Below are 15,692 nucleotides of genomic sequence, written 5' to 3' on the forward strand. Positions count from 1 at the left end.
CGGAGTTGGCCGGCGTCAAATTCGGTCGGTGGCGGTAATGGCGCCGCTGCGCTGCTCAAAATAGGCGCGCGCCTGGTTCGAGTCGCGCTCGATGGCGGCCGTCAGGGTGGGCAAGTCGTCATACTTTTCTTCGTCGCGCAGCTTTTCCAAAAACTCCACGCGTACCAGCTTGCCGTAGCAGGACTGGGCGAAATCGAACAGATGCACTTCCAGCAAGACGCGGCCGCTGTCGTCGACGGTGGGACGCACGCCCAGGCTGGCCACGGCCGGCAGCGGTACTGGTCCCAGGCCGTGCACTTGCACGATGAAGATGCCGGACAGGGCGGGGCGGTGCGCCACGCGCAGGTTCAGGGTGGGAAAACCGAGGGTGCGGCCCAGCTTCTGGCCGTGGATGACGTGGCCGGAAATGGCGTACGGATGGCCCAGCAGCTGCGTGGCCAGCGGGAAATCACCGGCGGCCAGGGCCAGGCGCACGGCCGACGAGGAGATGCGCGTGCTGCCATTCATCACCGTCGGTAAAGTTTCTACGTGGAAACCATATTGGCGGCCCGCTTCCTGCAGCATGGCGACGTCGCCGGCGCGCCGGGCGCCATAGCAGAAGTCGTCGCCGACCATCAGCCATTTCACGTGCAAGCCGTCGACGAGGACTTTTTCCGTGAATTCCTGCGGCGTCAAGGCGGCGAACTGGGCGCTGAAGTGCTCGACGACGACCCGGTCGATGCCGGCGTCGTCCAGCGACTGCAGCTTGTCGCGCAGGTTGGCGATGCGCTGCGGCGCCTTCGACAGGTCGCCCGCGCGCTGCGCGAAGAATTCGCGCGGGTGCGGTTCGAACGTCATCACGGCCGCTTCGATGCCGAGTTCGGTGGCAGCTTCGCGCACGCGCGCCAGCAAGGCCTGATGGCCGATGTGGACACCGTCAAAATTGCCGATGGTCAGAGCGCAAGGCGCTCGTGCCTGGGCATTGGGAAGTCCGCGGAATACCTTCATAGGAATCTGATGAAAAACTGTGCCAAAAGGGGGATTATACGGACTGTTTCAGGGATGCACACCCGGCAGGGCGGCCGCAGGGGTAATTTCCCTGCTGAAATGATAAAAAGCGTTGCCGGCAAGGGTGCCGGCAACGCTTTTGGTGGAGGGCACTCGACTAGCTGCCCGACAATATCCTGGGGATATTATCTTATTTATTCATCAATGCCCAGTAGCGGGCCAGGTCAGCCGCGCCATCCGTGCCCTTGACGGCTTTGAGTGCCGTCGATGCGTTGGCTTTCTTGCCGGCGTGGATGTAGGCGATGCCCAGGTGCAGCTTGGCTTCTTCCGGATACTTGGCGGTGCCCAGTTTCACGGCGTCATTCATCAGGCCCAGGCCTTTTTCTGCCTGGCCGTCATAGACCAGGGCGAAGCCCAGCTTGCTCAAGCTGTCGGCGTCCTTGTTCTTGACGTATTCCGCTTCCGACTTGGCGGCGTTGGCCTTCAGGTCAGCCTGGGTCTTCAGGGCCAGGTCTTTCAGGCGCTGGTGACGGGCGGCATCGGCGCCGGTGCCCAGCACGCCTTTTTTGTAGCCCTGTTCGATGATGCTCAGCGCTTCGCCAGGATTGCCTGCTTGCAAGGCCAACTGGCTGATTTCCATGTATTCGGACGGCTTGGTGAACAGGCCGTTGGCCAGGCGCAGACGCTGGACGTCCAGGCCCAGGCGTTGCGAGAAGCCAGGCTTGCCGGAAACGCGGTTCAGCAGGTCGGCCCAGTAGCTGGTCTTCGGATAGCTGCCGGCCAGTTTTTCCAGGGTGGCCACGTAGCCGGCCTTGTCGTTCTGCTTCAACTGGATGTTGGCCAGCATTTGCAGGCTCGATTCCGAGTTGCCGCCGCGCGCTTGCAGCTCTTTCGCCGCTTCGGCGTAGTTGCCGCTGACGTAGTAGGTCTGGATCAGCAGTTCGCGCATCTGTGGATCTTCGCGGTCTTTCAGCGAACGTTTGATCCAGGTGATGGTGTTCGGCCAGTCCTTGGCGCGGTAGTACATGCCTGCCAGCGCTTGCGTGAATTTGGGGGCTTCGGCGGCGCTCAGGCGGCCGGAATTGATGACGGCTTCGAAAGCCTTGATGGCGGTGCCGTTGTCGCCGGCGGCGGCAGCGGCCGAGGCGCGCACGCGCTCGATCTGGTAGCTTTCAAAGGCGGTCTTGCCGCCGACGCTGTCAGCTTCGCGCAGCTTGGCCAGCGCTTCCTTGTTTTTGCCGCTGCTAGCGAGTTTTTGCGCTTCTTGCAGTGGCTTGCCCACTTCGGCACGCACGGTGTCCGCGGCGTATGCCAGCGAGCCCAGGCCGATTACGGGAGTTGCTGCGGTAAAACCGATAGCGGCCATGACGAGGCCGAGATGAGCGAGACGAAACTTGGACATAAGAAAGTCTTTCAGTAAAAAGCGAATAGGCAGGAAGTCCTGCCTATTCGGATGTAAAGAGAACCTGATTGCTGCAGCTTACTGGAATTGCTCGTTGCCGACCAGACCGATTTTGGTCACGCCCAGACGCTGCGCCGACGCCATCACACCGGCGACGACTTTGTATTCCACCAGCTTGTTCGGACGCAGATGCACTTCCGGCTGGTCTGCTTGCGCAGCAACGTTGCTCAGCTTGGCTTCCAGCGAAGCGCGGTCAGGAACGACCTGATTGTCCCACAAGATCGTACCGTCAAAATCGACATCGATCGTGACGACCACTGGTTCGGTTGTCGGTGGCGGCGGGGTGCCGACCGGCATGTTCAAGTTCACCGAGTGGTTTTGCTTAGGAATCGTGATGATCAACATGATAATCAGCACCAGCATCACGTCGATGAGGGGCGTCATGTTCAGTTCCATCATTGGTTCCGGATCCGCGCCTGGAGCGCTTCCCGAACCGACATTCATACTCATAGTGTTTCCTTTAAGAAGTCCAACGAAGCACCGGGCGAAACTGCCGCCCGGTCAGCTTCCGGCAGTGGCGTCCCCGTGTTGCCGGGACGCCGCTGCCAGTCGCTATCAGCCCTTGTCAGGTGGTTCGGTGATGAAGCCGACCTTCTGGATCCCGGCACGTTGGGTCGTGTAAATAACCCGGCCGATCGATTCGTAGCGTGTTTCTTGGTCGCCACGAACGTGTACTTCCGGCTGCGGTACTTTCACTGCTTCAACTTTCAGATAATCGAACAGTTCGCTCGTATCTTTCAGTTTCTTCTGGCCCAGATAAATCTCGCCATCCTTGTTGACAACGATGTTGACGTTTTCTGGCTTGCTTTGAAGGGCTTGGTTGGCCTCGATCGGCAGATCGATTTTCTGCAATTTGAGGACAACCGGACTGGTGATCAAGAAAATGATCAGCAAAACCAACATGATGTCGACGAGCGGCGTCGTGTTGATTTCTGACATTACTTGATCTTCATCTCCGCTGTCGGAGCCGACGGACATCGACATGATTCTTATCCGATCTTTTTAGCGCCGGCAGCACGGCCAGCTTCGCTGGTCGACATTGCGCCGGAGATCAGTACCGAGTGAACGTCGGCGCTGAACGAGCGTACGTCTTCCATTGCGGTTTTGTTACGACGCACCAGCCAGTTGTAACCCAGAACGGCAGGAACGGCGACCAGCAGACCGAAAGCGGTCATGATCAGTGCTTCACCAACTGGACCTGCAACTTTATCGATCGACGCGTTACCGGTCATGCCGATGTTGGTCAGCGCGCCATAAATACCCCAAACGGTACCGAACAGACCGATAAACGGTGCGGTCGAACCAACGGTTGCCAGGAACGACAGGCCATCTTGCAGACGCGACTGGACTTTGTCCGAAGCGCGCTGGATCGACATCGTCACCCAGGTCGACAGGTCGATTTGTTCCAGCAGGGCGCCGTCATGGTGAGCCGTTGCCTTGGTGCCCGATTCAGCGATGAAGCGGAATGGCGAGCCTTCGGTCAGGGTTGCCGAACCAGCAGCGATCGAAGGAGCTTTCCAGAATTTGGCAGCGGTTTCTTTCGCTTGCTTGAAGATCTTCATTTGATCCATCAGCTTGGTGATGATGATGTACCAGCTGCCGATCGACATGATGGCCAGGATGATCAGGGTGGCGCGTGGCACGAAGCCGCCGTCCCACACTGCTTGCAGGCCGAACGGGTTGTGGACTTCTTCGGTTTTGGCTGGAGCTGCTGCGTCAGCGGCTGGAGCTGCTGCGTCTGCTGCTGGAGCGGCTGCGTCAGCAGCTGGTGCTGGTGCTGCTGCAGCGTCTGCCGCTGGAGCCGAAGCGGCAGCCGATGCTGGCGCGTCAGCGAATGCCGGAGCTGCTACCAGAGCGGTAGTAGCGGTAACGGACAACAGAACCGCGGCAAAAAATGCGGACAAACGGGTATTCTTAAACATGCTTCCTCCAAAATTAAAAATAACAGATCGCTGAACGTAATGACAACGAAATCATAGTGTGAGACAGGGGATAACTGCCTCGGGTTTTAATCCAGCGACCAAACGTATTGCATTTGCTGCCAGCCTTGTTCCGGCTTGCCGTCAACTGTTGCCGGCTTAAATGTACAGCGGCTAATACCTTGCACTGCGGCTTTGTCCAGGTCTCTGAAGCCGCTGGACTTCACGATCTTCGAATCAGCGACCTTGCCGTCTACACCGATCAGGAACGACAGTGTCACCACACCGGTTTCCTCATTGCGCTGCGACGACTTTGGATAAGCCGGCTTTTCGCAGACACTGAAGTCAACCACGGCCGGCGTACGCACCGATTTGGCTGGTCCAGGAGTTGGCGCAGGCTGTGCAGGCGGTGCTGGCGGTGCCAATACATTCGTGGCTGGCTTCACGGCAGTCGTATTTGCAATCACGTTCTGCTGTGGTGGCGGCTGCTGCACGTTCACCTCGACTGGCGGAATGAATGGCGGCGGTGGCGCTTTCATTTCTGGCGGCGGTGGTGGCGGTGGAAGATCCTTCGGTGGAGGCGGTTTGACTTCCTCGATAATCTTGGTTTCAACCGGTTCCATCATTTTGGTGACCAACCGCTTGCCCAAGCCCGTCACGATCCCGTAAGCCGCGAGAACGTGCAGCAGGACAACGATAGTGATGCCTGTGTAGTTCTTGGGACTTTTCTCGTTCGAAAAATTCATGCCTGCTTTCTCCAAATACCATCTCTTGTCTTGCAACTGAACCCCAAAATGACGACACAAAGCTCCAGCCGTATCCGGGACGTCGCCGAATTATACATACGAATTCTTTATTTTACACAGATTTTTAACGCCTAAAACCGGTTAAATTTTTGGCGCTTTTGCGCCCTGAAAACGTACTTGCTTATGTCATCTTTGCACGCTTTCGGACATAAAAAAAGGCGGTCTTATCGGTTTTTTACAGCCGTTTTGGGCTACCACTGCTAAGTTCTCCGATGTGCCCATCTGGCGGAATTATATTTCGTGATATTCAATATGGAAACCGCTAAATTTGGAGGAAAATCTTTCCTTTTGGAAATGTTTTAGCTCGGAACCAGACCACTTAGCGGCACGCGCGCACCAAACGGGTGCGGAAGGGACTTTATCCAGGTCAAAAAAGGCGGTCCCGGCAGCCCTTTTGACGCCGCCAGGCCATACGGAATTCCTATGTAGGCATAGGAAACGCTTATATTCTTGCCATTGATTATTATCAATAAATCATTTCATGGCCGGACGGCAGGGTCGTCGCGCCGGTTGCGTTTTTCCCGCCGGCAATTCAAGGTGCCCAGGACGACGCCCTGCGGGTCGACCGTATCGAGGTGGACATCAAAGCCCCACAGCCGCGCCACGTGCTTGAGCACCTCGGCCGCCTGCTGGTTCAGCGGGCGGCGCTGGAACTGCGTGTGGCGCAAGGTCAATGCGCGGTCGTCGCGCGTATTGACGGACCAGACCTGGATGTTCGGCTCGCGGTTGCCCAGGTTGTACTGTTCGGCCAGCTGCTGGCGCACGTAGCGGTAGCCGGCATCGTCGTGGATGGCGGAAATGGCCAGCTTTTCATTCTTGTCGTCGTCGAGGACGGCAAAGAAGTGGAATTCGCGGATCAGCCGCGGCGACAAATACTGGGCGATGAAGCTTTCATCCTTGAAATTGCGCATGGCAAAGTCCAGGCTCTTGCGCCAGTCGCTGCCGGCCATGTCGGGGAACCATGCGCGGTCTTCGTCCGTCGGATGCTCGCAGATGCGGCGGATGTCGCTCATCATGGCAAAACCCAGCGCATACGGGTTGATGCCGCTGTAATACGGGCTGTCGATGGGCGGCTGGTAGACCACGTTGGTATGGCTTTTCAGAAATTCCATCATGAAGCCGTCGCCCACCACGCCTTCGTCGTAGAGCTGGTTCAATATCGTGTAATGCCAGAAGGTGGCCCAGCCTTCGTTCATGACCTGGGTTTGCCGCTGCGGATAGAAATACTGGGAAATCTTGCGCACGATGCGCACCATCTCGCGCTGCCACGGTTCCAGCAGCGGCGCGTACTTCTCGATAAAGTACAGCAGGTTTTCCTCGGGTTCGGGCGGAAAGCGGGGAGCGGCCTTGCGCTGGTCGTCCTCGTCGTCGTCCTCGTCGCGCCGGGGCAGGGTGCGCCACAGCTGGTTGATCTGCGACTGCACATAGGCTTCGCGCTCTTTCTGGCGCGCATATTCCTTCGCCATCGACAGTTTCGCCGGGCGCTTGTAGCGGTCCACGCCATAGTTCTGGATGGCGTGGCACGAGTCGAGCAGCAATTCCACGGCATCGACGCCATGGCGCTGTTCGCATTCGGCGATGTAATTCTTGGCAAACACCATATAGTCGATGATGGCGTCCGCATCCGTCCAGGCACGGAACAGGTAATTGCCCTTGAAGAAGGAGTTATGGCCGTAGGCCGCATGCGCGATCACCAGCGACTGCATGGTCAGGCTGTTTTCCTCCATTAAATAGGCGATGCACGGATTGGAGTTGATGACGATCTCGTAGGCCAGGCCCATCTGGCCCCGCTTGTAGCTTTTCTCGGTGGAAAGAAAATGCTTGCCGAACGACCAATGGTTGTAGGAGACGGGCATGCCGACCGAGGTGTAGGCATCCATCATCTGTTCGGCCGTAATGATTTCCAGCTGGTTCGGATAGGTGTCGAGGCCAAACTGTTTCGCTACGCGGCGGATTTCCTCGTGGATTTGCTCGATCAGCTCGAACGTCCATTCCGACTGCTCGGGCAGGGCGTTCGGGTGGCGCAGGCGCACGAACGGTTCGCCCGGAGTATTGCTGGCGCGGTCAAAGGCTGCACTCATCATTTCACCTGTTTCTTGAACAGTTCGCGGAAGACCGGGTAGATATCGGCCGGCGTGACGATCTTTTGCATGGCGAAATGGGCGTGATGGTCGAGCACGCCCGCATATTGCTCCCACAGGTTTTGCTGCGGGCCGTCGGTGATCTCGACATAGGTGTAGTACTGCACCTTGGGCATGATGGTATTGATCAGCAACTGGCGGCACAGCATGGAATCGTTGTCCCAGTTGTCGCCGTCGGACGCCTGCGCGACATAGCTGTTCCATTGCCCGGCGCCATAGCGTTCGTCGATGATGGTGTTGAGCAAGTGCAGCGCGGACGACACGACGGTGCCGCCGGACTCGCGCGAATTGAAGAATTCATGCTCGTCGACCTCCGCCGCCGCCGTATGGTGGCGGATGAAGACCACCTCGATCTTGTCGTAGACGCGCTTGAGGAACAGATATAACAGGATGAAGAAGCGCTTGGCCGTGTCCTTGCGCGATTCGTCCATGGAGCCGGAGACGTCCATGATGCAGAACATGACGGCTTGCGTCATCGGCTTGGGCACCTTGATGCGGTTGCTGTAGCGCAGGTCGAACGGGTCGATGAAGGGAATCGCCAGCAGGCGCGTGTGCAGGTGGTGGATCAGGCGGCGCAGTTCCGTGACGAGCGGGTCGCTGTCGGGCGCGCCTTCGTGCAGCAGGGCCGCCAGGTCTTCCTCGGCCTGCGCCAGCTGCTTGCGGGCGCCGCCGCCGACGGCGATGCGCCGGCCCAGCGCGCCGCGCAGGGAGCGCAGCACGTGGATGTTCGATGGGGTGCCCGACATATTGTAGCCGGCGCGCTGGTTCTTGAATTCCGTGGTGGCCGTCAGCTGGGTTTTCACCATGTGCGGCAATTCCAGGTCTTCGAAGAAATAATTCATGAATTCTTCGCGCGACAATTCGAAGATGAAATCGTCTTCCGTCGTCTCGTCGCTATTGCCCGCCTTGCCCCGCCCGCCGCCACCGCCGCCTTTCGGCCGGGCGATCTGGTCGCCTTTCAGGTATTCCTTGTTGCCGGGATTGACCACTTCCCATACGCCGCCATGCGCGTGGCCAAACGACGGTTCGCCCACGTCCTTGACGGGGATGCTGACCTTCTCGCCATTCTCGACGTCCGTGATCGAGCGCCCCTTGATGGCGCGCCCCACGGCATCCTTGATCTGGCCCTTGTAACGCCGCAGGAAACGCTCGCGGTTGACGGCGGATTTATTCTTGCTTTGCAAGCGCCTGTCGATAAGGTATGTCAAAGGGTGCCTCCTTGCTTCTCGTCTTGCGCGCCCCGCCGGTCGTCAGGCCGGAGCGCGCCTCCGCTGTCCGCGCTAGGATGACTTGCGTACTCGCAAGTACCATTCGCATAACAGGCGTACCTGCTTGGCCGTATAGCCTTTTTCCACCATGCGGGCCACGAAGTCGGCGTGCTTGTTGGCATCGTCGGCACTGGCCTTGGCATTGAAGGAAATTACGGGCAGCAATTCCTCCGTATTCGAAAACATTTTCTTTTCGATCACCGTGCGGAACTTTTCATAACTGGTCCAGGCGGGATTCTTGCCGCCGTTCGAGGCCCGCGCACGCAGCCCGAAGTTGACGATTTCGTTGCGGAAATCCTTCGGATTGGAAATACCCGCCGGCTTCTCGATCTTTTCCAGCTCATTGTTTAGCGATTCGCGATCAAAACTTTCGCCCGTGTCCGGATCGCGGTATTCCTGGTCCTGTATCCAGAAATCGGCGAACGTCACATAGCGGTCGAAAATATTCTGCCCGTATTCCGAATAGCTTTCCAGGTACGCCGTCTGGATCTCCTTGCCGATGAATTCCACGTAGCGCTGCGCCAGGTGCTCTTTAATATAGGAGAAGTAGCGCTGCTCGAGTTCCGGCGCGAACTGCTCGCGCTCTACCTGCTGTTCCAGTACATATAATAAGTGCACGGGATTGGCGGCCACTTCGGAATTGTCAAAGTTGAACACTTTCGATAGGATCTTGAAGGCAAAGCGCGTCGACAGCCCGTTCATGCCCTCGTCCACGCCCGCGTAATCGACATATTCGTGCATGGACTTGGCTTTCGGGTCCGTATCCTTGAGGTTTTCGCCATCGTAGACGAGCATCTTCGAGAAAATGCTCGAGTTTTCCGGGTCTTTCAGGCGCGACAGGATGGCGAACTGCGCCATCATGCGCAGGGTGCCGGGCGCGCACGGGGCTTTCACCAGCGAGGAATTGGCCACCAGCTTGTCATAGATCTTGATTTCGTCGGACACGCGCAGGCAGTACGGCACCTTGACGATATAGATACGGTCAAGAAACGCCTCGTTGTTGCGGTTGTTCTTGAACGTCTTCCATTCCGACTCGTTCGAGTGGGCGAGGATGATGCCGTCGAACGGTATCGCGCCGAAGCCTTCCGTGCCCTTGTAGTTGCCTTCCTGCGTGGCCGTCAGCAGCGGATGCAGCACCTTGATGGGCGCCTTGAACATTTCCACGAATTCCATCAAGCCCTGGTTGGCCAGGCACAGGCCGCCCGAATAGCTGTAGGCGTCGGGGTCGTCCTGCGCATAGTCTTCCAGCTTGCGGATGTCGACCTTGCCCACCAGCGAGGAAATATCCTGGTTGTTTTCGTCGCCCGGCTCCGTTTTCGAGATGGCAATTTGCTTGAGCACGGACGGATAGCGCTTGACGACGCGGAACTGGTTGATATCGCCATTGTATTCATGCAGGCGTTTCACGGCCCACGGGCTGGGGATGTTGCGCAGGTAGCGGCGCGGGATGCCGTAATCCTCTTCGAGGATGGTGCCGTCCTCTTCCTCGTTGAACAGGCCCAGCGGCGATTCGTTGACGGGCGAGCCTTTCAGGCAATAGAAGGGCACGTGTTCCATCAGCGACTTGAGTTTTTCCGCGATCGACGACTTGCCGCCGCCGACGGGCCCCAGCAAGTACAGGATCTGCTTGCGTTCTTCCAGGCCTTGCGCCGCGTGGCGGAAGTAGGAGACGACTTGTTCGATGACTTCCTCGGTGCCGTAGAACTCGCGGAAGGCAGGATAGATCTTGATCACCTTGTTGGCGAAGATGCGCGACAGGCGCGTGTCGTTGCGCGTGTCGACCAGCTGCGGCTCGCCGATGGCGGCCAGCATGCGTTCGGGCGCGCTGGCATACGTCAGCTTGTCCTTCTTGCACAGGGCCAGGTACTCGGTGAGCGACATTTCCTCTTCGCGGGTACGCTCGTAGCGTGCTGCATAGTTATCAAAAATGGTCATGTCAATGTCCTTTAATGTAAACCTGAACTGCCAGTCACCATGGCCGCCCGCCTGGCACTCGCCTGGGCTTGCCGTCTGAACTTTTCCTGTACCCCGTACCGATTTTTATTGTTGTTTCAAGCCCGGCTGTCTTTGCGAGTCCGGATTGCCCGGACCAAAAAACTGGCGCTTGATGCCGTGCGCTGACGTGGCCAGCCGGCTTTTTTTTCACTGTTGATAGCGCTTGTTGCACCTACCATTACCCCATGAAATTTATTATTGCTCTAAAGGATCAGGAAGTCAAAAGATATGTCAGCATATCCTTAATACTTGTTTGTAAATTGTTGATTTAATTGGATAAACCATCAAATTTTTCATCCATTTCAATGAACCTTTTTGTCCCTTTTAAATCATCATACGACAATTCGCCAGCGCGTGCCGGTGCGTGCCGTGGCGCTGCCGTTGCCGGCGCCACGGCGGTCGGGCGCCGGTGAGGCCGGCCATCTTGCGCTAAGATGCCTGCATGTCTGATGGCCCTGCGCGCCGCGCGCGCGTGCCAGCATTTTTATCGCCACCCTATAAGGAACACCCATGATGAACCCCCAATTGCGCGCGATCGTCCGCGGCATGCCGAAAGCCGAATTGCATATCCATATCGAAGGCTCGCTGGAGCCAGAACTGATTTTCGCACTGGCCGAGCGCAATGGCGTGCCGCTGGGCTATGAATCTGTGGAACACTTGCGCAGCGCCTATGCTTTTACGGATTTACAGTCTTTTCTCGACATTTATTACGCTGGCGCAAGCGTGCTCTTGAAAGAGCAGGATTTCTATGACATGACGCAAGCCTACCTGCGCCGCGCCGAAGCCGATAACGTGTTGCACACGGAAATCTTCTTCGACCCGCAAACGCATACGGCGCGCGGCGTGCCGATGGCCGACGTGATCAACGGCATCCACCGTGCCTGCCAGGACAGCCCCGTCAGCGCAGCCCTGATCCTGTGCTTCCTGCGCCACCTGAGCGAGGCAGAGGCGTTCGAGACCCTGGAAGATGCGCTGCCGCACCGCGACAAGTTCATCGGCATCGGCCTCGATTCCTCGGAAGTGGGCAACCCGCCCGAGAAGTTCACGCGCGTATTTGCCCGTTGCCGCGAGCTGGGCCTGCACCTGGTGGCCCACGCGGGCGAGGAAGGCCCGCCGGCCTACATCCGCACGGCGCTTGACGACTTGAAAGTCGAACGCATCGACCATGGCGTACGCTGCCTGGAAGACGCGGAACTGACGGCCCGCCTGGCGCGCGAACAGATCGCGCTCACCGTCTGCCCCCTGTCGAACACCAAGCTGCGCGTGTTCGACCAGATGCATGACCATAACCTGGTGCAACTGCTCGACGCGGGTCTGCTGGTGACGGTGAACTCGGACGATCCCGCCTATTTCGGCGGCTACATGAACGACAATTTCGACGCCATCTTCGACGCGCTGCCGCTGGGCCTGTCGCACGCGCAACGCCTGGCGCGCAACGGTTTCATCGCCGCCTTCCTGCCGCAGGCGCAAAAAGACGCGTTTCTTGCCACCGTCGATGCGTATTTCGCGCAGTACGCGGCCGCCCACGGCATCGCGCAATAACGCATCACAACCAACTCGCATAAAGACCCGCCGCCCATGTTCCGCCTCTCCCTGAAAATGACCGGCCGCGACTGGCGCGCCGGGCAACTGCGTTTCCTGCTCGTCGCGCTGATCGTCGCCGTGGCGGCCCTGTCGGCCGTCGGCTTCTTCGTCGACCGCCTGCGCGCGGGCCTGAACCGCGACGCGCACCAGCTGCTGGGGGCCGACCTCGTCATCAGCGCCGACCAGCCCGTCAATGCGGCCTGGCGCGCCGAAGCGCAGAAGCGCGGTTTTATCCTGGCCGACACGGTGACGTTCCCCAGCATGGCGCAGGCGGGCGAGGGCGAGCGATCGCTGTCGCAACTGGCGTCCATCAAGGCCGTCTCGCCCGGCTACCCGCAGCGGGGCAAGCTGAAAATCACGACCAAAGCGAGCGAAGCGCAGGATGCCGTGGGCCAGCCGACGGACCAAGTGCCCGCACCGGGTACCCTGTGGGTCGATGCGGCGATCCTGTCCAGCCTGAACGCGAAGCTGGGCGACACCCTGACCTTGGGCGACAAGGCCTTTACCGTCACGCAACTGATCGCCAGCGAACCGGACCGCGGCGCATCGTTCCTCAATTTCGCCCCGAGGGTGATGCTGCCCTTGAGCGACCTGGCCGCCACGGCACTGGTGCAGAACGGCTCGCGCGTGTCGTACCGGCTGCTGCTGTCGGCGCCGCCCGCCAAGGCGGCCGAGCTTGCGCAATATCAAACCTCGCTGGAAAGCCAGATCAAGGCGCAGTCCATCAAAGGCGTGCGCATCGAATCGCTGGAGTCGGGCAGCCCGCAGATGCAATCGACCCTGGACCGCGCCGACCGTTTTCTGTCGCTCGTCGGCCTGCTGTCGGCCATGCTGGCGGCCGTCGCCGTGGCCATGGCGGCGCGCCGCTTCATGCTGCGGCACCTCGACGCCTGCGCCATGCTGCGCTGCCTGGGCTTGACGCAAAACCAGGTCACGGCCATGTACATGATCGAATTTTTATTGGTGGGCCTGGTGGGCAGCGTGATCGGCGTGCTGGTGGGCTTCGGCGGCCACCTGGTGCTGCTGGAGTTGCTGGGCAAGCTCGTGCAGAGCGACTTGCCGCCCGTCTCCATGCTGCCCGCGCTGCAGGGCGTGGCAACCGGCATGCTGCTGTTGCTGGGCTTTGCCCTGCCGCCGATTTTGCAGTTGCGCAATGTCCCGCACAACCGCGTGATCCGCCGCGAACAGGAGCCGCCGCAGGCGCTGGCCCTGGCCACCTACGGCCTCGGCATTGCCGCCTTCGTCGTGCTGCTGTTGTGGCAGGCGGGCGACGTGAAACTGGCCTTGCTGACGGCGGCCGGCTTCCTCGGCGGCTTCGCGCTGTTCGGCCTGGCCGGCTGGCTGGGCATCAAGTCGCTGAAAAGCCTGCGCGGCGCCTTCAGGCATCAGGGCTGGCGCTTTGCCGTCACGTCATTGCAGCGCCGCCCGGGCGCCACCGTCATCCAGGTGGTGTCGCTGGCCTTGGGCCTGATGGCCTTGCTGCTGCTGACGGTGGTGCGCGGCGACCTAATGGTGGCCTGGCGCAACGCCACGCCGCCCGATGCGCCGAACCGCTTCATGATCAATATCCTGCCCGAGCAGAAGGACCCGATCGCCGCGCGCCTGGCGCAGGCGGGCGTGGCCAATGCGCCTTTGTATCCGATGATACGCGGGCGCCTGGTGGCCGTGAACGGCAACGCCATCACGGAAAGCACGTACGAGGATGACCGCGCCAAGGGCCTGGCCGACCGCGAATTCAATCTGTCGACGATGGCCACGATGCAGGAAGAAAACAAGCTCGTGGCCGGCAAGTGGTTCAGCGACAAGCCCGGCGCGCCAGCGGAGGCGTCGGTGGAAGAGGGCATCGCCAAGACATTGAAGCTGAAGCTGGGCGACAAGCTGCGCTTCGACATTGCCGGTCAGAGCGTCGAAGCGGCCATTACCAGCTTGCGCAAGCTGGAATGGGGCTCGATGCGCGTCAATTTCTTTGTCATCATCAATCCGGCCGCCATGGCGGACACGCCGCAGACGTGGATCACGGCCTTCCGCCTGCCGCCCGCGCAGGCGGACCTGGGCAACGCCCTGCTGCGCGACTATCCGAATTTGACGGTGGTCGACGTGGGCGGCGTGCTCAAACAAATTCAGGGCGTGCTGGACCAGGTGGTGACGGCCGTCGAATTCCTGTTTGCCTTTACCTTGGCCTCGGGCTTGCTGGTGCTGTATGCGGCCTTGATGGGCTCGCAGGACGAGCGCACGCGCGAAGCGGGACTGCTGCGCGCCCTGGGCGCCACGCGGCGCCAGCTGGCACAGGCGCAGCTGATCGAGTTTTCCCTCGTCGGCGCGCTGGCCGGCCTGCTGGCCGCATCGGGCGCGGCGGCCATGGGCTGGGCGCTGGCGACGTACCAGTTCAAGTTCGCCTGGAGCTTCGCGCCGGGCGTGTGGGCCTTTGGCCTGCTGGCCGGCGCCCTGTGCGCGATCGCCGGCGGCTGGCTGGGTTTGCGCAATGTCTTGAAACATCCGCCGCTGCAGACCTTAAGGGAAGGCTAAACAATGACGCCGTCGCCCGCGCCTGCGCGCAGAAATTGCGCGTAGGACATCACCGGCTGCCCCAGCTGGTGCGCCGGCACGTCGAACAGGGCCCAGAAATACGTCACGCCGCCCAGGCAGATGGTGGGCGCGGCGCAGTAGCGAAACCAGTTCTCGCCTATCTGCGCCGCGTACATGCCGTCGCTGTTGGCGTCGGAAAAGTAGGGAATCACGCGCATTTCCAGCAGGGCCTGCAGCAATGAATCGGGCGCGTCGCTGTCGCGCGCCATTTCATACTGCGTGTGCAGGCTGCGTTCCGTCTCGATGATCATCAGCTTGGCGTGGCCGTCGCGCGTGAAGAACAGGATGCCGCTGGGATTGGGGAAAATATAAAACTCGACGAAGCCGTGGCGCTGGCACAGCTCGTGCACGACGGCGGCCAGCGCCTCGTCTTGCAGGAAACTGTAGTCGTGCAGCATCAGCAGATCGCGCACGGTTTCGGATTGCTGCAGGAAGAATTCGCGCTGCAGGGCAACGATTTCCTGTTCCAGGATGTCGAGCGCATCGTCGTCGCTCTTCTTGATGTAGCGGTCGATCAAGCCCCGGTTGAAGGCCGTCACGGCCACCTTTTCATCGGCCGCGCCCGTAAATAGAATCTTCTTGCACGGCAAGTCGCGCACGGCCTGGCAGAATTCCAGGCCATTCATCTGCGGCATCGAATAATCGACCACCAGCACGGACGGCACGGCAAAGCGCTGCGCCTGGCCGCTGATGCGCCAGATGCGTTCGATGTCGAGCGCCACGTTGCACTGGTCGGGCGGCAGGTTTTGCGTGTCGAAATTGACGTGCAGCGGCGTCTCGCCCGGCTGCGTACTCTGGCGCAGCCAGTGCAGCGCGCTGCTCGTGTCGTGGAAAGTCTTGCGCGCCAGGCCGGGATCGAGCTGGAACGCCAGGCTTTTCAGGAAGGAATCGCTGTCGTCGATCAATACGGTCAGGGTCGGATGGGTGTAGACGGGCAGTTGCAT

Annotated in this window: 12 protein-coding genes; 2 read left to right on the forward strand and 10 right to left on the reverse strand. The window is 59.9% G+C overall.

The features are described 5' to 3' along the window. Positions 1-15: 15 nt before the first annotated feature. The 9 genes from OX462_RS06125 to OX462_RS06165 all read right to left on the reverse strand — a co-directional run bounded on the left by OX462_RS06125 (position 16) and on the right by OX462_RS06165 (position 10,518). Positions 16-987 carry a bifunctional riboflavin kinase/FAD synthetase gene (locus OX462_RS06125; RefSeq protein ID WP_230502563.1) on the reverse strand — a complete coding sequence of 324 codons (972 nt, stop codon included), beginning with the start codon at positions 985-987 and terminating at the stop codon, positions 16-18. A 190-nt stretch (positions 988-1,177) separates the two neighbouring features. Then, on the reverse strand, positions 1,178-2,389 hold the full coding sequence (locus OX462_RS06130; RefSeq protein ID WP_070289101.1) for a tetratricopeptide repeat protein: 1,212 nt from the start codon (positions 2,387-2,389) through the stop codon (positions 1,178-1,180). 78 nt (positions 2,390-2,467) lie between these two features. Further along, a complete protein-coding gene (locus OX462_RS06135) occupies positions 2,468-2,899 on the reverse strand; it encodes an ExbD/TolR family protein (RefSeq protein ID WP_176741207.1) in 432 nt (143 codons plus the stop codon). Positions 2,900-3,004: 105 nt separating this feature from the next. Then, the gene (locus tag OX462_RS06140; protein ID WP_034754165.1) at positions 3,005-3,433 is read right to left on the reverse strand and encodes an ExbD/TolR family protein; all 429 of its coding nucleotides are present in this window, start codon (positions 3,431-3,433) and stop codon (positions 3,005-3,007) included. 5 nt (positions 3,434-3,438) lie between these two features. Then, positions 3,439-4,371, reverse strand: a complete 933-nt coding sequence (locus OX462_RS06145) for a MotA/TolQ/ExbB proton channel family protein (RefSeq protein ID WP_166448878.1) — start codon at positions 4,369-4,371, stop codon at positions 3,439-3,441. An 86-nt stretch (positions 4,372-4,457) separates the two neighbouring features. Continuing rightward, positions 4,458-5,114, reverse strand: a complete 657-nt coding sequence (locus tag OX462_RS06150) for an energy transducer TonB (RefSeq protein WP_034754161.1) — start codon at positions 5,112-5,114, stop codon at positions 4,458-4,460. A 539-nt stretch (positions 5,115-5,653) separates the two neighbouring features. Continuing rightward, on the reverse strand, positions 5,654-7,255 hold the full coding sequence (locus OX462_RS06155; protein WP_121671175.1) for a SpoVR family protein: 1,602 nt from the start codon (positions 7,253-7,255) through the stop codon (positions 5,654-5,656). Continuing rightward, entirely contained in the window at positions 7,255-8,523 is a 1,269-nt protein-coding gene (locus OX462_RS06160; RefSeq protein ID WP_070289103.1) for a YeaH/YhbH family protein, read from the reverse strand. The genes OX462_RS06155 and OX462_RS06160 overlap by 1 nt, the downstream gene beginning before the upstream one ends. Before the next feature lie 72 nt (positions 8,524-8,595). Then, positions 8,596-10,518, reverse strand: coding sequence for a PrkA family serine protein kinase (locus OX462_RS06165; RefSeq protein ID WP_034754154.1), 1,923 nt, complete (start codon positions 10,516-10,518; stop codon positions 8,596-8,598). Between the two features lie 570 nt (positions 10,519-11,088). Between OX462_RS06165 and OX462_RS06170 the strand changes: the two genes are divergently transcribed. Both OX462_RS06170 and OX462_RS06175 read left to right on the forward strand, forming a co-directional pair. Beyond that, complete coding sequence (locus tag OX462_RS06170) at positions 11,089-12,120, forward strand: adenosine deaminase (protein ID WP_070312160.1); 1,032 nt, start codon at positions 11,089-11,091, stop codon at positions 12,118-12,120. Positions 12,121-12,156: 36 nt separating this feature from the next. Beyond that, complete coding sequence (locus OX462_RS06175; RefSeq protein ID WP_409028011.1) at positions 12,157-14,688, forward strand: ABC transporter permease; 2,532 nt, start codon at positions 12,157-12,159, stop codon at positions 14,686-14,688. Here OX462_RS06175 and OX462_RS06180 read toward each other — a convergent pair. Further along, positions 14,685-15,692: a response regulator gene (locus tag OX462_RS06180; protein WP_070312156.1), complete on the reverse strand. Its 1,008-nt coding sequence runs from the start codon at positions 15,690-15,692 to the stop codon at positions 14,685-14,687. The two genes, OX462_RS06175 and OX462_RS06180, sit on opposite strands and share 4 nt — an antisense overlap.

The sequence above is a fragment of the Janthinobacterium aestuarii genome, assembly GCF_046113285.1.
Lineage (GTDB): Bacteria > Pseudomonadota > Gammaproteobacteria > Burkholderiales > Burkholderiaceae_D > Janthinobacterium.